The 21,047-nt window shown below is 63.7% G+C and carries 15 protein-coding genes; 3 read left to right on the top strand and 12 right to left on the bottom strand.

What is annotated here, in order from left to right; genetic code table 11:
- The first annotated feature begins 81 nt into the window (after positions 1-81).
- Positions 82-3,081, top strand: coding sequence for a beta-phosphoglucomutase (gene pgmB, locus CXZ10_RS06990; RefSeq protein ID WP_210199864.1), 3,000 nt, complete (start codon positions 82-84; stop codon positions 3,079-3,081).
- 93 nt (positions 3,082-3,174) lie between these two features.
- Here the strand turns inward: pgmB and CXZ10_RS06985 are convergent, their stop codons facing one another.
- From CXZ10_RS06985 to CXZ10_RS06970, 5 genes are all read right to left on the bottom strand, one after another.
- Positions 3,175-4,653, bottom strand: a complete 1,479-nt coding sequence (locus tag CXZ10_RS06985; RefSeq protein WP_101288501.1) for a sensor histidine kinase — start codon at positions 4,651-4,653, stop codon at positions 3,175-3,177.
- Positions 4,653-4,931, bottom strand: a complete 279-nt coding sequence (locus CXZ10_RS06980) for a circadian clock KaiB family protein (protein ID WP_180335901.1) — start codon at positions 4,929-4,931, stop codon at positions 4,653-4,655. Before CXZ10_RS06980 ends, CXZ10_RS06985 begins: the two co-directional genes overlap by 1 nt.
- An 18-nt stretch (positions 4,932-4,949) precedes the next feature.
- Positions 4,950-6,641, bottom strand: coding sequence for a circadian clock protein KaiC (gene kaiC, locus CXZ10_RS06975; protein ID WP_101288426.1), 1,692 nt, complete (start codon positions 6,639-6,641; stop codon positions 4,950-4,952).
- 228 nt (positions 6,642-6,869) lie between these two features.
- Entirely contained in the window at positions 6,870-7,043 is a 174-nt protein-coding gene (locus CXZ10_RS21490; RefSeq protein WP_180335896.1) for a hypothetical protein, read from the bottom strand.
- A 47-nt stretch (positions 7,044-7,090) separates the two neighbouring features.
- Positions 7,091-8,104 (bottom strand): LysR family transcriptional regulator, encoded by a 1,014-nt coding sequence (locus tag CXZ10_RS06970; protein ID WP_180335895.1) that lies wholly within the window; start codon positions 8,102-8,104, stop codon positions 7,091-7,093.
- A 293-nt stretch (positions 8,105-8,397) separates the two neighbouring features.
- Between CXZ10_RS06970 and CXZ10_RS06965 the strand changes: the two genes are divergently transcribed.
- Together CXZ10_RS06965 and CXZ10_RS06960 are read left to right on the top strand one after the other, a co-directional pair.
- A complete protein-coding gene (locus CXZ10_RS06965) occupies positions 8,398-9,441 on the top strand; it encodes a GNAT family N-acetyltransferase (protein ID WP_101288424.1) in 1,044 nt (347 codons plus the stop codon).
- A complete protein-coding gene (locus CXZ10_RS06960; RefSeq protein WP_101288423.1) occupies positions 9,438-9,677 on the top strand; it encodes a hypothetical protein in 240 nt (79 codons plus the stop codon). The genes CXZ10_RS06965 and CXZ10_RS06960 overlap by 4 nt, the downstream gene beginning before the upstream one ends.
- Before the next feature lie 15 nt (positions 9,678-9,692).
- On the opposite strand, the gene CXZ10_RS06955 is transcribed toward CXZ10_RS06960, so the two are convergent.
- The 7 genes from CXZ10_RS06955 to CXZ10_RS06925 form a co-directional block, all read right to left on the bottom strand.
- The gene (locus tag CXZ10_RS06955; RefSeq protein WP_101288422.1) at positions 9,693-10,124 is read right to left on the bottom strand and encodes a helix-turn-helix domain-containing protein; all 432 of its coding nucleotides are present in this window, start codon (positions 10,122-10,124) and stop codon (positions 9,693-9,695) included.
- Between the two features lie 292 nt (positions 10,125-10,416).
- On the bottom strand, positions 10,417-11,691 hold the full coding sequence (locus tag CXZ10_RS06950) for a glycoside hydrolase family 130 protein (RefSeq protein ID WP_101288421.1): 1,275 nt from the start codon (positions 11,689-11,691) through the stop codon (positions 10,417-10,419).
- The gene (locus CXZ10_RS06945; RefSeq protein ID WP_101288420.1) at positions 11,688-13,976 is read right to left on the bottom strand and encodes a glycosyltransferase family 4 protein; all 2,289 of its coding nucleotides are present in this window, start codon (positions 13,974-13,976) and stop codon (positions 11,688-11,690) included. Before CXZ10_RS06945 ends, CXZ10_RS06950 begins: the two co-directional genes overlap by 4 nt.
- Positions 13,977-14,530: 554 nt before the next feature.
- A complete protein-coding gene (locus CXZ10_RS06940; RefSeq protein WP_210199863.1) occupies positions 14,531-16,075 on the bottom strand; it encodes a CoA-acylating methylmalonate-semialdehyde dehydrogenase in 1,545 nt (514 codons plus the stop codon).
- Between the two features lie 50 nt (positions 16,076-16,125).
- A complete protein-coding gene (iolB, locus tag CXZ10_RS06935) occupies positions 16,126-16,953 on the bottom strand; it encodes a 5-deoxy-glucuronate isomerase (protein WP_101288419.1) in 828 nt (275 codons plus the stop codon).
- 24 nt (positions 16,954-16,977) lie between these two features.
- Complete coding sequence (iolD, locus tag CXZ10_RS06930) at positions 16,978-18,831, bottom strand: 3D-(3,5/4)-trihydroxycyclohexane-1,2-dione acylhydrolase (decyclizing) (protein WP_101288418.1); 1,854 nt, start codon at positions 18,829-18,831, stop codon at positions 16,978-16,980.
- A 71-nt stretch (positions 18,832-18,902) separates the two neighbouring features.
- Complete coding sequence (locus CXZ10_RS06925) at positions 18,903-20,834, bottom strand: bifunctional 5-dehydro-2-deoxygluconokinase/5-dehydro-2-deoxyphosphogluconate aldolase (RefSeq protein ID WP_101288417.1); 1,932 nt, start codon at positions 20,832-20,834, stop codon at positions 18,903-18,905.
- Positions 20,835-21,047: the final 213 nt, after the last annotated feature.

Genomic DNA, 21,047 nt, shown 5'->3' with positions numbered 1-21,047 from the left:
GACCGAAGCTTGACGCATCATCGGCAACTGAGGCCGGAGAGGCCGCCGGTGCCGGTGTTTGTCCATTCCATGGAGACTGAAGTGACTGCGAACCCCGTCCCCACGCTCTCGTCGCTGCCCACCGATCCCTGGCGTCTCGTCGAAACCCGCTGGGATGCCGACACCAATCTGCTGCGCGAGACCCTGTTCGCGCTCGGCAATGGGCATATCGGCACGCGTGGCAGTCATGACGAGGCCTGGCTCGGCGAGGTCGACGCCAGCATGGAGGGCACCTACGTCAACGGCTTCTACGACACCGAGGCAATCCGCTATCCCGAGAACGCCTATGGCTTCGCGCGCACCAACGAGTTCATGCTCAACCTGCCCAATGCCAAGGGTGTCGAGATCCTCGTCGAGGGCGAACGCTTCAATCTTGCGACGGGCGTGATCCTCGCCTACGAGCGCAGCCTCGATTTCCGCGAGGGCGTGCTGGTTCGTAGCGTGGACTGGAAGTCGCCGGCCGGCCGGCGGCTTCGCATCGTCTCAAAGCGTCTGGTCAGTCTCTCCCGCAGCGCCATCCTGGCGCAACAGGTCACGGTGACGCCGCTCGACGCCGACGCCGTCATAGAGTTCGTCGCCACGCTCAACAGTGTGGTGCGAGGGGGAGAGGAGAGTTTCGATCCTCGTCTTGGCTCCGGTGCCTCCGCCCGCGCGCTTTCGACGGTCGAGGCCGTCGCCGCCCCTGGTCGGTCGGTGCTGGTATCACGAACCCACAACAGCGGACTGACGCTGCGGATTGAAACGCTGACCGACATGGCCGGAGGTCCGGCTGCCAACACTACGGCATCCCAGGAGGGTGGCGTCCTCACCCAGCGCTTCCGCGTTGCGGCCAAGGCCGGCGAAGCCGTCACGCTGGAAAAGATGACGGCCATCGTCACCAGCCGCGACGCGCCGAGCGACGAACTGGCCGCCCGTACTGCCGAGGCGCTGGAAGGCGCACGCGCCGTCGGATTCGACGGGCTTGCCGGCGAGCAGCGCGCCCAGCTCACCGCCTTCTGGAATAAGGCCGACATCGAGATCGAGGGTGACGACGCCCTGTCGCAGGGCCTGCATTTCAACCTCTATCACCTCTTCCAGTCGATCGGTCGCGACGGCCGCACCAATATCGCCGCCAAGGGTCTGACCGGTGAGGGCTATGAAGGCCATTCCTTCTGGGACACCGAGATCTACGTCCTGCCGGTGTTCCTGCGCACCATGCCGGAGCTGGCGCGTGCCGTGCTCAGGCATCGGATCGGCTATCTCGACAAGGCCCGTGCCCGCGCTCGTGATCTCGGCCATGTCCGCGGAGCGCTCTACCCCTGGCGGACCATCACCGGAGAGGAGTGCTCGGCCTATTTCCCGGCCGGCACGGCGCAATACCACATCAACGCCGACATCGCCTTCGCCATCAAGCTCTATGTGGAGGCCACCGGTGATCGCTCGTTGCTTGTCGAGGGCGGTGCCGAACTGGTGTTCGAGACGGCGCGCGTCTGGGCCGATCTCGCCCACCTCGTCGACGGCGCCTATCACATCGACGAGGTGACGGGGCCGGATGAATACACCGCTCTCGTCAACAACAACTTCTATACCAACGTCATGGCCAAGACCCACCTCGCCTTCGCGGCTGAGGTGGCGGACTGGTTGAGCCGGGAGAAGGCGGAGGCCTGGGGCAAGCTCTCCGAGAGCCTCGATCTTTCGTCAGGCGAGATCGACCGCTGGTCGGATGTTTCGGATCGTCTGCGGCTGCCCTATGACGAGACGCGGGGCATCCACGCCCAGGACGACGCCTTCCTGTCGCGTAAGGTCTGGGATTTTGCCGGCACGCCCGCCGAAAACTATCCGCTGCTCCTGCACTATCATCCTCTGGTCATCTACCGCCATCAGGTCTGCAAGCAGGCCGACGTGCTGCTCGCGCTGTTCCTGCGCGGCGACATGTTCCCTAAGGCGGTGAAGCGGCGCGACTTCGACTATTACGAAGCCATCACCACCCACGATTCCTCGCTGTCCACCTGCATTCACTCGATCATCGCCGCCGAGGTCGGCTTGCAGGATCGCGCCTATGCGTTCTTCATGGACGCCGCCCGCATGGACATCGACAACACCCATGGCAACACGTTCCATGGTGTCCACACGGCAGCCATGGGTGGCACCTGGATGAGCGTCGTGCATGGTTTCGCAGGTCTGAGGGCTGTGAGAGGAGAGTTGCATTTCGCCCCCACACTGCCGGCGGAATGGAGCCGCTATCGCTTCCGTCTCGTCGATCACGGCCGGACGCTGGAAGTCGCGGTGTCCAAGGCCGGTGTCGAGTTCCGCCTCGTCGAGGGCGAGGCGATCCGCCTGTTCCATCGCGGCGAGCCGGTCGATCTGTCGGTTGCCGAACCGACATGCCAGGTGCCATTGCCGAAGATTTTCGACAAGAAGCCGTTCAAGGCCGTTGTCTTCGACCTCGATGGCGTCATCACCGACACCGCGCGCTTTCATCACCTCGCCTGGAAGCGGCTGGCCGACACGCTCGGCATCGGCTTCGACGACGAGTTGGCCGAAAGCCTGAAAGGCATCGACCGCCGCATGTCCTTGCAGATGATCCTCGACAAGGGCGGCGTGACGCTGGAGCCGGCCGAGTTCGATCGCCTCGCCGACATGAAGAACGTCTGGTACAAGGAACTGATCGGCACCATGACCCGGGATGACCTGTTGCCGGGTGCCCTGGATACGCTGAAGGCGGTCCGCGCCGCCGGCCTCAAGATCGGCCTCGCCTCGGTCAGTCAGAACGCCCCTGCCATCCTGGAGCGGCTCGGCATCGCCGATCTGTTCGATACGGTGGTCGATGCGCGCCTCTTGAAGCGCGGCAAGCCCGACCCGGAAATCTTCCTCAAGGCTGCCGCGCAGCTCGGCGCGGATCCGGCGGATTGCCTCGGCGTCGAGGACGCGGTGGCCGGCGTCGCCTCGATCAAGGGGGCGGGCATGGCGGCCCTCGGTATCGGCAAGCCGTCGGTCTTGACCGAAGCCGATGCGGTCATCGCTGGCCTCGACGACTTCGTGCTCGACGACTATCTCGCCTGACAGCGCGATGCCGGCGGCTTCACCGCCGCCGGCAGACTGAAAGAGCGGCCGGTGCGGCCTTTGCGCCCGCCTCCCGAAGTTCCGGCAGTACCTTCAGGCGACGTCGGACACCGGGATGCGGATGCGACAAACCACGCCGCTCGGCTCGAAGTCCAGCGTGGTGCCGCCATGCGGCGAATAGGAGAGGCTCCGCGCGATGACCGTATGCCCGAAGCCTTTTCGGGAGAAGGACTTCACTGGCGGCCCGCCGCTTTCGGTCCATGTCACCTCGACGGAAGGAGAATCCGTCCTGGGATGGATCTCCAGGTCGATGGTTCCCGTCTCTCCGGACAGCGCTCCATACTTGGTGGCATTGGTCGCCAGCTCGTGGAAGATCAAACCCAGTGCGATGGCGGCGCGCGGATAGAGGCTGAGGTCCGGGCCGGTGATGTTGATCCGGTCGCCGCTGGTCTCCGCATAGGGCGAAACTTCGGCACCGAAGATCTGACGAAGCGACAGGCTTTCCCATGAGGCGCCGGCGAGCAGATTGTGGGTGGCCGCCAATGCTTCGATGCGTCCGCTGAACGAGCCCTGGAACCCCTCCAGCGTCTCCTCGCTGGCAGCGGTGCGCTTGCTGATGGACAGAACCAGCGCCAGGGTGTTCTTGACCCGGTGGTCGAGCTCACGCATCAAGAGGTGCATCTGCCGCTCGTCCTTCTTGCGCTGTGTGAGATCGACCAGCGTCAGCACGCAACCCTCAGGCTCGTCGTCCGATATGTTGAGCGGCGCGGCGCTGACCAGGACGTCACGGGCCCCGGGCGACATCGGCGCGAAGGCTTCGATGCTGCGAAGCGGCGTTCCGGCGAGCGAGGATTCCACGAGCTCGCCGATTTCCAGAATGCCGGTCGCATCGGGGAACTTGAGGGGAATTGCCGTGTCGAGCCGTGCGCCGACCAGCTTTTGCGTCGATAGCGCCTCGGCGGCGAAGTTGGCGTGCGTGATGTTGTGCATGCGGTCGCAGACGATGACCGCTTCATTCGCCGAGGCGATGATGGCATTGGCGACCCGTTGCGCCCTCTCGGCGGTCTCGGCGCGAACGCGCTCGGTCAGGTCGGAGAAGGTGACGGCGAAGCCCCGAACGGTTCCGAGATGCACGGGGCGCGCTGAAACGAGATAGTTGCGCTCCATGCCCCGCTCCAGGAAGGAGACCGAGACCGGCGCTGTTTCCTCGCTGTCGGAGTTGATCAGCCTTCCGATCAGTTGCGCCGCGGGTCCGGGAAGTATCTCCGACAGCAGTTTGCCCTTCAGCCGGTCCCAATCCTCGGCGAAAATCTGACGGAAGCGGGCGTTGGCGTAGAGAAGCCGGCCGGCGGAATCGACTGCGACGGCGCCGGGCTCCATGGCTTCCATGAAGTTGCGGAACGCCGACACGTCGTCGCCGATGACGAGAACCTCGTCCTTGCCTTCCCCACCGACCACGACGGCGTCAACGCTACCGTCGCGAATGGCCGCCAAGGTCTCCTCGGCCTCGGCGACGCGTTGGCGGAGGTCGTCGATGAGGCTTTGAAGCGCCTGCTCCTGAGAGTTCCGCATCATTCGACCCTGAGGTTGACCAGAACCTTCTGCTCGTCGGAAAGATCGCCGATAATCTTGCGGATGGGAATGGGCAGTTCTCTGACCAGCGTGGGAATCGCCACGATTTTGTGTTCCCGGGCGAGTTGCGGGTTCTTCTTGAGGTCGATGACCTCGATCTGATACTTGCCCGGAAGGTGCTCCCGGCAGATGCGCTCGAGGTTCGAGATGGCGGCCAGGGACTTGGGGGTCTCTCCCGCGACATAGAGGATCAACTTGCGCGTGGAGGTCTCTTCCATCGACATCGGCGTTCCCTATCAGTTGCCGCGAGATTTCCGCATCTCGGCTTCGTCTGTTTCAATTTGGACTCGGCGATCGGTTTCCGTCCGCACCAGCCCCTGCAGCTCGACCTCGTCGGCTTCCAACTCGGAACGCAGGATTTCGATCTGGGCCGCTGTTCGTCGCCGGCGTTGCTCGATCTGGCGTTGCGCCTTCTCAGCCTCGATCTCGCGCTGACGTTCCTGCCGTCGCTCCTCGGCTTCCGCCGCCCGCCGCGCCGCGCCGGTCAGGGCCTGGCCCTGGCCGGTGTAGGGTAGCAAAAGCCTGATGCCCTCGCTGCTCATGACGAACTCGCGCACCTGGTTGGAGTGGCTGAGGCCGCGCGCCTTCAAAAGATAGAGTTCGCGATTGAACTCGCCATTGGACTCCCGGTTGAGCAGGAGGATCCAGGCGTCCATCAGCGACGAAAGCCCGGAGTCCGTTTCGATGACCGTCTGCCCGCTCTGGGTAAGATGGGTAAGAACGCCGGTGATGCCTTCCGATTTCAGGAAGTCGACGATCCGCAACAGCATGGCATGCACTTCCGTCCGGTTGCCGGTCTCGGTGAAGGCCGAGAGCGGATCGAGAACGAAAACATCCGGCTTGAATGCGAGCGCTTCGCGCAGCATCAGGGCGAGGTGCATCTCGAGGCTGTAGAAGGTCGGCCGTGCCGCCACATACCTCAGTTTTCCGTCGGCGATATGCTTTCCGAGATTAACGCCCAGCGAGCGCATGTTGCGGACCGTCTGGTCTTGCGATTCCTCGAATGAGAAATACAGGGCCTTCTGGTCGGCCTTGCAGGCTGCATCGACGAAACTCGCCGCCAGCGACGACTTTCCCGAACCGGCCACGCCCGAGATGAGAACGCTCGTTCCCCGATGAAAGCCGCCGCCGCCGACCATGGCGTCGAGGTCGGCGACGCCCGTGCTCACGCGCTCGTCGAACACCCGGTGGTTGAGGCCGAGCGATGAGACTGGCAGAACCGAGAAACCGCCCTGGTCGATCAGGAAGGGATACTCGTTGGTACCGTGACTGGAGCCGCGATACTTGACGATCCTGAGCCGCCGCGTCGAGATCTGGTTCTGGACCCGGTGGTCCAGCAGCAGGACGCAATCGGAGACATACTCCTCCAATCCTTGCCGGGTCAGCGCCCCGTCACCTCGCTCGCCGGTGATGACCGTCGTCAGCCCACGATCCTTCAGCCAGTCGAACAGGCGGCGGATTTCCGCGCGCAACACCGCCTGATTGGTGAAGGCTGAGAAAAGACTCTCGATCGTGTCGAGAACCACCCGCTTGGCCCCGATGGAGTCGATGGCAAGCTCGAGGCGCAGGAACAGCCCTTCGAGGTCGAAGTCGCCGATCTCGGCCACTTCCGAAGGATCGACCACGATGTGCTCGATGACCACCTTCTCCGTTTCAATGAGTGTCTCGAGGTCGAAGCCCAGGGAGGCCACGTTCTCGACGATATCGCTCGGACGCTCCTCGAAGCTCACGAAGACGCCCGGTTCGTCGAGTTCGCGGGCGCCATGCACCAGGAAGGTTGCGGCAAACAGCGTCTTTCCGCAGCCGGCTGTACCGCAAACGAGCGTCGGTCGACCCTTCGGAAGGCCGCCGAGAGTAAGGTCGTCGAAGCCTGAGATGCCTGTCGGCGACTTGGCGAGGGAGTTCGTCGGTAGGCGACTGTCGGACATGTTCTACTCGCGATGGGGAACGAAACGAGGCGCGACTTCCAATCCGTGAAGGAAAAACGGTTCGCCTATTTGCAAATCGGTCCCAGCATTAACAGGCCCGCCGCTCCTTACAAAACGATTTCAGGAGCGATTGCGGGATGATGGGGATGAACTGGCGATCGACCCACGGACAGGTCGGCACGTATATATGCATTCAATGACTGGAATGGGAGGGGACCGGGCGCGTAGTCAGGAGCGATCGATCAAGCCGTGGTCCGCCTCCTGACGCTGTTCGGGCTCCTGCCTGCGGAGCTCCTCTTCGGCGCTCATCAGAAGCATGACGAGCACCGAAGCTCCAAGGGCTTTCGCCGCCTCGATGAGGCGGGGAAGCTCATGACGGAGTGTCAGCCCCTTCTTGTCCATCGCCGTCTCCAAAGGCGTGCCGAGAGCATATCGCCCAGCTCATCCTTCTACAACTTATGCTCGTCCCGGAAGCCGGAAAAGAGGGGAGCCAGACCGCGCTTCACCGCCAGCCGGTCGATCTCGTCGGGAGAAAGATACTCTTCCCCGAACCAGGGGAACTTTTCCTGGTCGAAGGACGCCTTGATCCAGTCGATGGCCTGCCGCATGTGCCGAAATTCGACGACGCTGGGGTGGTAGCAAAGCCAGATGTCCCGCTTCAGTGTGAACTCGCGGGCGACGTGATGCAGCTTGTGGGTCACCAGTCGGGCATAGGTGGGCAGCGCCGTCACGCCAGCGCCATGCGTCGCGGCCAACACCTGGGCCGAGGCCGTGTTGACCCTCAGTGCGACGAAGCTGCGGCTGTCGTCCTCCGGCAACTCCGCCTTGAGCGCCGCGCTCTGGATCTGCGGCGCACTGATCTCGATGAAGCGGTGGCGAGGAATATCCTGCGATGTCTCGATGATGCCGTTGCGGGAGATGTAGTCGCCGGACGCGAACAGGACGATGTGAAGCCAGCCGAGGCGAACCACCTTCAGTTCATCGTCGGCCGGCCGTTCCAGCTGCACCGCGATATCCACCTCGAGCCCAGACACGTCGGGCACGCGCATGTCGTTGCGGAAGTCGACCTGGATGCCGGGTGCGCGCTCGAACAGGTCGACCAGTCGGGGAACCAGCCAGAACGCCCCAAGCCCCTCGGTGGCGCCCACCCGCACTGTCGCTCGAAGGCCGCGTTTCGAGCGGGACGACAGGCGCGCCAAGGCTCGCGCCTGTTCCAGCATGGCCTGCGCGGTCTCCTCGACCTTCCGCCCCTCTTCAGTGAGCTCGACGCCCTTCGCCGACCGGGTCAGCAGCACGGCATTGATCTTGTGTTCGAGAGCCTCGATTCGCCGACGTAACGCATTGACCGATACGCCGCTTTCCACGGACGCGGCCCGGAAGCTGGAAAGACGCGCAACCAGCAGGAATACGCGAACGTCATCCCAGTTGATGTCCAGCTCCGCCGTTCCGTCACCGTGTTCCATCTGCCTCATCACCCCGCGTCAAAATCGGATGCACGGAACAGTGTCCGAGTTGGTTACGCTTAAACTTAGATTGAAATGGGCTGTAACCCTCCAGGACGAGGTGACAGATGAATTCTCACGCTCGAAACTACGAAGAAGCACCCAATTTCTATCCATCCCGCCATATTGATCGTATCGATTACTCGAAGTATGGCCGCAACCTCTCGGTATTCAGTCCTTCCAGCGAAATTATTGCAGATCTGATGAGAAAAGCGACCCCTGAAATTCAAGGCGTCGCCAGTCTCGAAACTGTCATGCGCATCTATGCGCGCAATCCCGACACCATTCTGGCCATCAGTCGCGGGCAGTGGCGCGAGAAGGCGGGCAACGGCCCGCTCGGCTTCGTCTGTCTCCTGCCGCTCAACCAGGACGGTCTCGATGCACTCTTCGACGGCAGAATGGACACCGGTGCTCCCGAGAACCGGTTCATCGCCCGCCAGTGGGAAAAGCCGGTCGCCATCTACTTCTGGGGCATCTACATCTCGCCGGCGATCGCCGGCGGCATCTCGCTCGTCATGGAGCGCCTGACATCGGACAAGTTCCGAGGCCTGCCGGTGTTCTGCAAGGCCGCCAACGACAAGGCTCGCAAGCTGTTCGAGAGCATCGGCTTCACGATGGGCGCGCGGCATGGCGACGTCTACGCGCCGGGCATTATGACTTGCCGCCGCCTGACGGATGAGGAGCGGCAAGGCGAGGTCGACACTCCCGCCGCTCCTTACGACACCTGGCGTCCCGGCGAGACGGCCGGACGGCGGGGCGCGATCGGCATCACCGTGGTTCACGACGTCAATCAGCTTCTGATGGTCCATGCGATCAGGGCGGCGACCTATCTTGCCGAACAGTCCATCCCCTTCACGGAAGATGTCGACGGCAACGATCTCACGGCAACGCATCTTCTCGGCTTCGTTGGGGACGAACCGGCCGGCTGTCTGCGCATCCGCTACTTCGCCGGCTTCGTGAAGCTGGAGCGGCTCGCCGTGCTGCCTCGCTTCCGCAAGAGCAGGCTGGCCCTGAAGCTTGTGAGGGCTGGCATCGAGCTCTGTCGCACCAAGGGCTACACGCGTTTCTATGGCCAGACCGCGGCGAATGTCGCGCCCATCTGGCAGCATTTCGGTTTCGTTCTGCGCGAAGGCACGGGCATCAACTACCTGACGGATGAAACCTATTACGAAGCCGATCTTGTGGTCCCGCCGGCCGAGGACGTGCTGTCGCCGAACTCCGGCGCCGCCGTGCTCGTTCGCCCCGAGGGACAATGGGATCGGCCGGGCATTCTGGAAAGAGTATCGGGTGATCAATGAGCGCTAAATTCGACGATCCCGTGATGGGCGAGCAGACCTATGCCGGCGACGTCCATCGCCCGATGGATATCAGGGCGATGATGACGATGATCGACTATCTGATGCCGCAGGCGCGCGAGGTGAGCGTGTCCGCCGCCCTCCTGCTCGGCCTCGCCAATGCCGAACTGTCCGGTCTTCTGGCGCTTCAGACGGATCCCGACGTGGTCGACCTTGCCGAACGCCGCCGGCGTCATTGAGCGCGTTGGCGCCGTTCAGCTTTCCTGACCGGTGCGAGACATGGAAACGACGAGATCGAGCAGGTGCCGACGTACCGTTGGATCGCTGATGCCGAGGAAGGCATTGTTGAGCTTGATGCCTTCCGAACTCTTCACGAACTCGTCAAACTCGTCCGTCGCCGTAGCGATCGTCCCTCTCGAGCCACGCGTCTCCAGGGCATCCAGTACGGCCGTTTCAAAGAAATAGCCCACCGGCACGCCGAGATAGTTCGCGATCTCCAGGAGGCGTCCCGCTCCGACACGGGTTGCCCCCTTCTCATACTTCTGGACCTGCTGGAACGTCACACCGAGAGCCTGCCCGAGCTTCTCCTGCGAGATGCCCAAAATCATGCGCCGCATGCGAATACGCCCTCCGACGTGAACGTCGGCAGGATTGGGTACTTTTTTCTTGGCGGCGTTAGGCTCCATTCAAAGCTCCCCAACAGCATCCGTGCCCGAGGGCCGGCTCAGTTTACATCTAGCATTGCCATGCGAGGCTCGCCATGGCGCGACTGTTCCCAAAAGGTCTTTTACTTGGAACGATGGCGCCTGAGAATGCGAGCAAATGCGTCTCGATGGGGGCGGTTACCATAATCTTCGGATGCTTGTCGAAAATCCCGAAGTGGGTGACGCCTGCGTGAAGTCCGGTCGAACCGGCCGCAATGAGAGAAATGCGCCGAGAGGCGCATTTCGTTTCCATCAGGAACTGGTGCCCCGAGGATCAGCCAAGCGAGGCAAGCAACTCCTCGATCCCCATGCTGGCAAAACCCACCGCGCTGTCGGCGATGCCATAGGGCAGGAACAGCCGCCCGGCATGGGCCATGGCGCCACAGGTGTAGACGACATTGGGCACGTAGCCTTCGCGCTCGGCATCCGATGGCGACAGCAGCGGCACGCGCGAACGTCCGAGCACCTTTGTCGGCTCCGTCTTGTCGAGAAGCATGGCTCCGATCGCATATTTCCGCATCGGGCCGACGCCGTGGGTCAGCACAAGCCAACCCTCGTCGAGCTCGATGGGGGAGCCGCAGTTTCCGATCTGGAGGAGTTCCCAGGCATGGAGCGGACCGGCTATGAGTTCGCCTTCCCCCCATTCAAACAGAGTGTCGGAGCGGATCAGGAACAGGTTTTCGTTATCTTGCCGCCCCAGCATGGTATAGGCGCCGTCGATCTTGCGCGGGAACAGAGCCATGCCCTTGTTGCGGGCTGCCGGTCCCGTCAGCGGTCTCAGCTCGAAGCGTCGGAAATCGCGGGTGATCAGCAGCTCCGAGGCGATCGACTGACCGCTGAAGGCGGTATAGGTGCCATACCAGAGCGGTCCCTCGTCGGGATCGTTGAAATGCACGAGGCGCAGGTCCTCGAGACCGTTTCGCTGGGCCGACGTCACGGGCAGCAGCACGGTCTCGTCGAGCGGCCCGTCGCCTTCGCGAACGGCCCAGACCCTGCCGTCCTCACCGATTTCGGGGCGGGAGGCGACGGCGAACGGACTGTCCTCCGTCAGCCTGAACTCCTCTTGGTCGGACAGGATGCCTTCCCGGAAGGTGATCGAGGAGATATGCCCCTCGCCGACCGCTCTCAGCGACAACAGGAACCGCACCTCGCCCGGCTCGAGGCCGGATTGATCGGGATGCGGAACGACGCTGGGGTTCATCAGTGCCGCTGCCTCGAAGGAATATTCATGGCAGAAATAGGCGCCGATTAGCAGCCGCTCGTTGTCGCGCAATGGCTCGACGAGGCCAAGATGGGCGGCCATGCCCTCATAACGCTCTTCAAAGAAGCCACGGACCTCACGGTGCCTGTTCTCGAAGTCGGCCATGACCAGCGAAAGTTCGGATTGAACGGTGCGGTTGTCCATGGCCTGGACGGTCTCGACGATGCGCCGCGCACGCGCCTGCGAGGCGGGGGTGAGCCCTCTGGGCTCCCCCGCTAGCTGAAAGTTGCGAACGACGACGCGGCTGGCATCCGGATAAAGGCGTTGGGGGAGCAGTTGCAGCGTCATTGGCCAGCCCCCGCCACCATCCGTTCCGAACGGCCGTGAGCGAGTCTCTGGAGTTGCCGTATCGACCGAACCGAGAACTGGAAGGCCAGGATCGACTCCGCTCCCTGGTTGAGGTTGACGCGGTCGACCTGAAGGCCGTCGTAGCAGCCGCCGTTTGGGGTCGCGAGCCGCAGGCCCAGGTCATTGCGGCCGTTGAACCAGTCGAAGGCCGCTTCGGCGTAGCGTTGCCACCTGCCGTCGCCAGTGACGTCGAACGCTGCCGTCGAGGCTTCGATCATCGCCCAGGCATCGACCGGTTGCTGGTCGAAGGGCAGGGGACGGCTGTAGAGCTTGCCGAAGCTTTCGGTGCCCACCGGGCGGAAATGGCCGTCCGTGTCGGTTTGGAGTTCCGCCAGCCAATCGAGTGCGGCGATGCCGTCCCTGACCATGTCATCCTTGCCGAGCCATTGCCCGGCGCGGATCAAGGCCTCGGGCAGGCGGGCGTTGTCATAGGCGAGCACCGGCTCGAACCACAGCCAGTCGGGCCGCCGCTGCTCGCGCAGCAGTTCGTGTAGCCGGGTGGCGAATGTGTCGAGCAACTGACGGGCCGGCCGATGGCCCGGATAGACCGTCAGCCAGTAGATCAGCCCGAGCGTCGTGAAGGCGGTGGCACGCGGACTGGAAAGATGGGCGCTGGCCGGGATGACCCTCTCGCCGAGGCCGGTGACCCATAGTTTCAACCCGTGATCGTCGGTGCTCGCCACCACCCGTCCGAGCGCCCATACGGCGCGCCCATGACTGTCTTCCGAACCCACATCTTCCAGCCAGTTGCGCTGGTAGCCCATGAAGTTGCGGAAGGCGGCCCGATCCTCGTCCCAGGCCGAATCCACAAACGCGGCGCAAATGTCGGCAATGCGGGTCGCGCGTTCGGTCTCGATGCCTTCCGACTTCAACTCGACCGCCAGCATCATGGCGCGGGCGTTGTCGTCGAGGCAGTAGCCATGCCGCCGATCCGGAACGGTCGACCGGCTATGCTGCAGCATGCCGCAGCCGTCCGTCATCCGGTCGACGGCCGCCAGCGTGGAAACGAGGGGGACCCGCCGACCGGTTCTGAGGTTGCTGACCGGAGCCGGAATGCGCGCACCTGAGCGGGCTTCGGCGAGCAGGTCGAGATAGGCGCGGCCGACGACCGGCCAGATCATCTGGCGCCCCGCGTCATAGGCGCAACTGCGCAGGCGATCGCGGCGCCCGCTATCGGTAAGGAGCTCGCCGATGGTCGTGGCCAGCGCCTTCGGGTCGCCAAACGGCACCAGCGCGCCGGCATCGTTGGCCAGTAGTTCGCGGGCATGCCAGTAGGGCGTGGAGACCACGGCCTTGCCGAGACCCACAGCGTAGGACAGCGTGCCGGAGGTGATCTGCGCCTCGTGAAGATAGGGCGTCACGTAGATGTCGGCCGCCGACAGCCAAGCCTTCAAGACGGAGGCGTCGACATACTCGTTGACGAACATCAGATGGTCGGCAACGCCGAGCGCCTCCGCCTGGGCCTGCAGCTTCTCGCGGTAGGCCTCGCCTTCGCGGGCGACCAAATGCGGGTGCGTCGCGCCCAGCACCACATAGACCAGATCGGGATGCGCCCGCACCAGTTCCGGAAGGGCGTCGATCATGTTCTCGATGCCCTTGTTGGGCGACAGAAGACCGAAGGTCAGCGCCACCTTGCGGCCGTCGAGACCGAAGCTGTGCTTCTGGAACGCCGGGTCGAGGAAGGGAACGTCGGGGATGCCATGCGGTATGACGGCGATCTTCTCGGCTGGGAAGTTCCAGTTCTGGGTTAGAATGGTGCGGCCCATCTCGGTCATGACCACCAACCGGGCCGAGTGCTCGGCAAGGCGCTCCATGACGCGCCGCTGGTCCGGGGTCGGATCGACCAACACCGTGTGCAGCGTCGTCACGATAGGAGCGCGCAGACGCTCGGTCAGCTTCAGAAGATACTCGCCGGCCTCGCCGCCGAAAATGCCGAACTCGTGCTGGATCGACACGGCGTCGGGGTTGAGGGCGTTGATATGGTCAGCCGCGGCTGCGTAGTCGTCGGCTTCGTGCTGGCTGATTTCATAGCCAACTGCCGGCGGATAGGCGTGCCTCTGCCCCTCGTCGGTCACGGCGACGGTGCTGATCTTGAGATCGGCATCGGTTGTGACCAGGGCCTCGCGCAGATCGGCGGTAAACGTCGCAATGCCGCACTTTCGCGGTGGGAAATTGCCGATCAGGGCCACGTGGCTTACGGGCGGGGTGAGGTTGTCGTTGGTCATTTGGCGGGTCTCCCGAATCTGCGCTTCATCCAAGGACAAGCGTGGATCAACGTGGAAAGGATTGAAGAAAACTGAGCCGAGGGCATGCCTTGCTCTGTTGCGTCTTGATCAGCATCGGCTCGGTATCCCAAACAGATGATGGTGGTTGACGACACGTAACTGGTTGTAATCAACGGGAAACGCGTAAACTGCTCTCCCGAGATGGGAAAAAGAAGCAAAGGTTTCAAGTGATCGGAGACTGAAAGCCGCCACGCATCGATCGCATTGATGTCCGGCTGGCTCCCCACACTCCATGCTTATACTGCAAACGTCGATCGGGCTCGTTCGGTTCCATGCACGAAGCATATTTCCGAGGCTGTTCGACCTGCTGTCAAAAGGCGAAGTCTTGAGGCGCGGAAGTTCAGAATTTCGCTTTGGATTTCATGACTTGGCGAGGATCGTCGGTGTCGTTCCTTCCAGAAAAGAAAAGGCCGGCCCCAGGGAGGGCCGGCCAGCGCCGGAGGAGAGGCGCTTGTTGGGGCGAGGCGGGTGGAGGAGACCGTCGCCCCTGATCGTCAGCTGCGGGTCAGCGTGCCATCCCAGGTGCTGACCGTCTTCTTGGCGTCCTCTTCGGAGAACCAGACGGAAGTAACCGACTTGGTCTCGGTGAAAAAGGCGACGCCATCCTTGCCGAGCGTATGCAGGTCGCCGAAGAAGGACTGCTTGTGGCCCGAGAATGGGAAGATCGAGAAAGGCACGGGAATGCCGACGTTGATGCCGACCATGCCGCCGTCGGTGCGCTTGGCGAACTCGCGGGCGTAGCGGCCCGACGTCGTGTAGATGCACGAACCGTTGGCGAAACGGTTGGCATTCATGATGGCGAGGCCTTCCTCGAAGTCCTTGACGCGCTTGATCGACGTCACCGGCCCGAAGATCTCTTCTTCGCCGACATAGGAGCCGGGCTTGACGTGGTCGAGGATGGTCGGGCCGACGAAATAGCCCCCCTCGAAGCCGGGCACCTTGGCGCCGCGACCGTCCAGAACGGCCGTCGCGCCTTCGTCGATGCCGCGCTGGATGGCCTTCTCGATCGACTCCTTCTGGGCCTGCGAGATGACCGGGCCGAGCTGCGATCCCTCGACATAGGCCGGGCCGATCTTCAGTTCCTGGGCAAGCTTCTTGAACAGCGCCACGAACTCGTCGGCGATGCTCTCCTGAACGCAGACGACGGGCAGCGCCATGCAGCGCTGGCCGGCGCAGCCATAGGTCGAGTTGATGATGCCGCGCACCGTGCGTTCGAGCACGCAATCCTCGAGGACGAGGGCGTGGTTCTTGGCTTCGGTGAGAGCCTGAACGCGTTTGCCATTGGCGGCGGCGGTCTTGTAGATGTGCAGACCGACCGAGGTCGAGCCGACGAAGCAGACGCCCTTGATGGCCGGGTTGACCAAGAGGCTGTCGGCCTCGACGCGCGAGCAGGTGACGAGATTGACGACGCCCTTGGGCAGGCCGGCCTCGATCAGGAGTTCGAGCATGCGGCTCGCCGTTTGCGGCACCATAGAGGCCGCCTTGAGCACCACGGTGTTGCCGGTGGTGATCGCAAACGGGATCATCCAGCCCATCGGGATCATCGCCGGGAAGTTATAGGGCGCGATGGCCGCGAAGACGCCGAGCGGCTCGCGGAACGAGACGGTGTCGTAGCCGGTCGACACGTTCATGCAGGTGTCGCCCTGCATCAGGTAGTGCGTCGAACAGGCGCATTCGACCACTTCGATCGCCTTGAGAACATCGCCCTTGGCTTCCGAGAGGACCTTGCCATTCTCGGTGGCGAGCAGTTCGGTCAGCTCGTCGAGGTGGGCGTCGAGCAACTGCTTGAAGCGGAACATCAACTGAATGCGGGTCGGGACCGGCGTGTCGCGCCAGGCCGGGAAGGCGCGGGCGGCGGCGGCGACAGCGGCATCCACCTCATCCTGGGTGCAGCAGGGGGCCTCGGCGATCTGCTTGCCGGTGGAGGGATCCATCACCGGCATGTACTTGGTGGTCTTCGATTCCCGCCACTCATTGTCGACGAGATACCTGAGACGCTCCACCTTGCCGAATTGGTGCTTCAGGATTTCCATGTTCATGATCTTCTCCGTTGTGTCTCGTGGCAATCGCCAAGGCCGCTGGCGCTTCGTCAGCGCGCGGCGGTCGGTGCGCCAAGTCCGGTGAACAGCCACTCGTGGGCCGGCTCGTTGTGGAACTTCCAGATCCGCTTGGGCCCGGCCATGACATTGAGGTAGTAGTTGTCGTAGCCGTGGATGGTCGCGACCGGGTGATACCCCTTGGGCACCATGACCACGTCGCCGTCTTCGAGCAGCACCACCTCGTCGAGGCTGCGGTCGTCGGTGTAGACGCGCTGGAAGCCATAGCCCTGCGGCGGATTGAAGCGGTGGTAGTAGGTTTCCTCGAGATGACTTTCCGCCGGGATGTCATCCTGATCGTGCTTGTGCGGCGGGTAGCTCGATGTGTTGCCGCCCGGGGTGATCACCTCGACGACCAGGAGCGAATGGGCGGAACCATCGTTCTCCGGCATGATGTTGGTGACGAGGCGGGTGTTGGACCCCTTGCCGCGCGTGATCTGCGGATGGGTGCCCGGCGGGATCAGCTTGGCCGGGAAGCCAGCAGCACCGGGCGCTGAGCAAATCGCGACCTCGGCCTCCGTTGTGGCGGTCAGCTCATAGTTGCCGCCAGGGGGGATGAAGGCTGCCCAGGGGGCGCCTTCAAACGGGCTCATCCGCTCACCGATTTCGCCCTGGTCCTTGCCGTCGATCGAGAGACGGATCTTGCCGGAAACCAGCACAAGGCAGACTTCCAGCTTTCCCGTTTCCGCCTTGAGAGCCTTGCCGGACTCAAGGCGGTGGAGTGCAAATCCGACATAAGTCCAGCCGGCGCTTTCCGGCGTCACCTCGGAGACGAGGCCTCGGTCCGCCTTGGGCCGGACGCGAAGATGAGAGTTGGGCATGACCTTCTCCTTCCCGTCCCGCCGTCAGTCGAAGACCCGCTGAAGCTTCTTCGCGGCCTCATAGGCCTCGCGGGCACCGGCAACCTGCTTGCGCGGCGACGTTTCGGGCACCGCCACATCCCACCAATGGCCGCCGGCGTCGGTGGTGACGAGGGGATCGGTGTCGATGACGATCACCGTGGAGCGGTCGGCGGTCCTGGCCTTGGCGAGCTCCGTCTCCAGTTCGGAAATCGAGGAGGCCTTGACGGCGATGGCACCCATGCTTTCCGCATGAGCCCGGAAGTCGATATCCGGCTGGGCCTGCATGGCGCAGTCCTGCCAGAGGTTGTTGAAGTTGGCGCCGCCGGTGGCCATCTGCAGCCGGTTGATGCAGCCGAAGCCGTGGTTGTCGAGCAGCACGACCGTCAGCTTCTGGCCGAGGCTGACCGAGGTGGCGAGCTCGGAGTTCATCATCATGTAGGAGCCGTCGCCCACCATGACGACCACTTCCTTCTCGGGATTGGCCATCTTGACGCCGATGCCGCCGGCGATCTCGTAGCCCATGCAGGAGAAGCCATATTCCAGGTGGTAGCTGCCCGGGACCGTCGGCACCCAGAGCTTGTCCAACTCGCCGGGCAGGCCGCCGGCGGCGCAGACGACCACCGTTTCAGGCCCGCCAAGCGTCCGCGCCACGGCGCCGATCACCTGCGCGTCGGACGGCTTTTCGACATTGGTCGACGCCAACGCCTTGTCGGCCTCTTCAAGCCATTTCTTCTTCTCGACGATAGCACGTTCGGCGACGCGCGGCGCCTTCCAGGTGCCGAGGCCTTGAGACAGCAGTCCGAGGCCGACCTTGGCGTCCGCCACCAACGGCGCAGCGTTGTGCTTGGTGGTATCGTAGCTCGCGACGTTGAGCGCGACTATCTTGAGATCACCGCTCTTGAACAGGGCCCACGAACCGGTGGTGAAGTCCTGGAAGCGGGTGCCGATGGCCAGTACCAGGTCGGCATCGGCGGCCAGCGCATTGGCCGCCGAGGTGCCGGTGACGCCGACGGCGCCGAGCGCCAGCTTGTGCGTCTCGTCGATGGACGACTTGCCGGCCTGTGTCACGGCGACGGGGACATGATGTTTCTCGGCGAAGGCGCGAAGCTCGGCGGTCGCCTCGGAGTAGAGCACGCCGCCGCCGGCGATGATCATCGGGTTCTTGGCGGACTTGAGAAGGCCGATGGCGGCGGCGAGTTCGTTCTCGTCCGGGCGAATGCGACGCGGCACCCAGACCTTTTCCTCGAACAGGCTTTCCGGCCAGTCATAGGCTTCCGCCTGAACGTCCTGGCACATCGAGAGCGTCACCGGACCGCATTCGGCGGGGTCGGTCAGGACGTGCATGGTCCGCTGCAAGGCAAGGATCAGTTGCTCCGGCCGCTGGATGCGGTCGAAATAGCGCGACACCGGGCGGAAGCAGTCGTTGGCCGACACGGTGCCGTCCTGGAAGTCCTCCACCTGCTGCAGCACCGGGTCGGGCCGACGGTTGGCGAAGACGTCGCCGGGCAGCAGCAAGAGCGGCAGACGGTTGACGTGGGCGACGGCGGCGGCCGTCACCATGTTGAGCGCGCCGGGGCCGATCGAGGTGGTGCAGGCCATGAAACGGCGGCGGAACGACGCCTTGGCGAAAGCGATCGCCGACAGGGCCATAGCCTGCTCGTTATGGGCGCGCAGCGTCGGAAACGTCTCGCGTACCTGATAAAGCGCCTCGCCGAGGCCGGCCACGTTGCCGTGGCCGAAGATCGCCCAGCAGCCGGCGAAGATCGGCAGCTTCTCCCCGTCGATGATCGTTTTCTGATTGACCAGGAACCGCACCGTCGCCTGCGCCACCGTCAACCGCACCGTCTTGCCTGCCATGTCTATCCTCCCGAAGTGGGCGCCGTCGTCGTTGCGGCCGGCCCCTTCTCGTCTGTCTTTTTTCTATTCGATCAGGCCGCCCGCGAGGCGTCCAGCGACAGCCAGACCTCGACGAGCGTGCCGAACTTCTGCGCCATGTCGGCGATGGCCGCCTCGTCGTCGATCTCACCGTTGAGCCAACGCCTGGCGGCATCGGCGAATATGGTCCGTCCCACCGCGAAGCCCTTGACGCAGGGCGCCGTCTTGGCGGCGGCAAAGCCCTGCTTCAGCGTTTCGATCGGTGCCTCCAGGCCCAAGAGTACCACACCGCGGCAATAGGGGTCGTTGCGCTTGATCACGCCATCGATCGCCTGCCAGGCAACCTCCGAAGCCTGCGGCTCCAGCTTCCACCAATCCGGCTTGAGGCCGGCGGCGTAAAGTTCGGTCAGCGCCCGGGCCACCGTGTCGCTGCCGAGCGGACCGGCCTTGGAGGCGATGATCTCGATCAGGATTTCGCGGCCGACCTTGCGCGCCGCCTCGTAGGCGGTGGTGAGCTTGGCCGTCTGCTCGGCCTTGAGGTCGGCCGGGTCGTCGGGATGATAGAAGCACAGCACCTTGATGCAATGCTCGAGCGGCCACTCGATCAGGCGGCTGCCGATATCCTGGCTGAACTCGAACTTGAGCGGCCGCGAGCCGGGCAGTTCGATCGGCTTGGCGACCCAGAGCCCCTTGCCGGCCCCGGCGGCGAACAGCGCCTTCTGGCCGTACTTGTCGTCGAGCAGCATGCCGAAGCCCGGACGTCCCGCCGCAACCCGCTGAGCGGCTTTCACAGCCAGCACCTTGAAGTCGGGAACGCGCTTCAGCGTCGCCGCATCCTGGGCCAGATCCTCGACCTGGCTGCGGTGATCGATGGCCAGCGCCATCATCGTCGGATAGTCGCCGCGGCGGGTCGTTGCCCAGTGGATGTGATTGAGGGCCGGATCCTTGCGCAGCGCCCGTTCGCTGCTGCCATGGGCGAGGAAGTGGCTCAGTTCCTCCCAGGTCGGATACTCTGGCGAGCAGAGAAGGCGCGACACGGCGAAGGCGCCGCAGGCGTTGGCCCAGGTGGCGCAGGTGGCGAGCGGCTCGCCCTTCAGCCATCCCCTCAGGAATCCCGACATGAAGGCGTCGCCGGCGCCGAGCACGTTGAACACCTCGATCGGGAAGCCCTTGCCGACGATGCCGTCTTCGAGATCGTCGGAGATCGGGCCGTCATAGACGATGCAGCCCATGGCGCCGCGCTTCAGCACGATGGTGGCGACGGTGTTGATCGATCGGATCAGTTTCAGCGACGCCAGCACGCTGTCGGCGCCGGTGGCGATCATGATCTCTTCTTCGGTGCCGACGATCAGATCGCAATCGGCAAGAACCGTGCGAAGGAGCCCGGAGACGCGGTCCGACTTCACATAGCGCTCGAAGCCCGCATCATGGCCGGCGAGGCCCCAGAGATTGGGCCGGTAGTCGATGTCGATCACCACCTTGGTGCCGTGCTTCTTGGCAAGCGCTATCGCCTTGCGCTGCGCGGCCTCTGAATGCGGGCGCGAGAAATGCGTGCCGGTGACCACGATCGAGCGGCTACGGGCGATCAGCGCCTCGTCGATATCGGCTTCCGAAAGAGCCATGTCGGCGCAGTCGGAACGGTAGAAGATCATGGGCGACACGCCCTCATCTTCCACGGCGAGCAGCACCAGCGCCGTCAGCCGATCACGGTCGACGGTGATGCCCGAGGTCTCGACCGTCTCACGGGCGAGCTGCTCAAGGATGAACCGCCCCATCTGCTCGTTGCCGACGCGCGTCACCAGTGCCGACTTGAGCCCGAGCCGGGCGGTTCCGACGGAAATGTTGGCAGGGCAACCGCCGACTGACTTTGCAAAGCTGCCAATGTCCTCAAGGCGGGTGCCGATCTGCTGGCCGTAGAGATCGACTGAGGCCCGGCCAATGGCGATGAGATCAAGCGTCTTGGCCGCGCTGGGGGTGTTCGTCATTCTTTCCTCGCAGGGCTTTCCGTCTTGACGCTGTGCCGCGTCCTTGTGTGTAAGAATATACATTCCGATAGCAAAGGTCGATGAAATTATTGTTCTACGACCATCGTAGTATCCCGGAATGCCGGCCCCCGCTCACGCGTGGCGTGGGCGAAACGGTCGATTTTGCTGCTTTCCTGCGGGGCGGGTCGTGCCAAACGGCTCATGGCGAGCATC

This window comes from Pleomorphomonas diazotrophica (assembly GCF_002844595.1).
Taxonomy (GTDB): Bacteria; Pseudomonadota; Alphaproteobacteria; order Rhizobiales; family Pleomorphomonadaceae; genus Pleomorphomonas; species Pleomorphomonas diazotrophica.
This window is presented reverse-complemented; position numbering and strand designations above follow the sequence as displayed.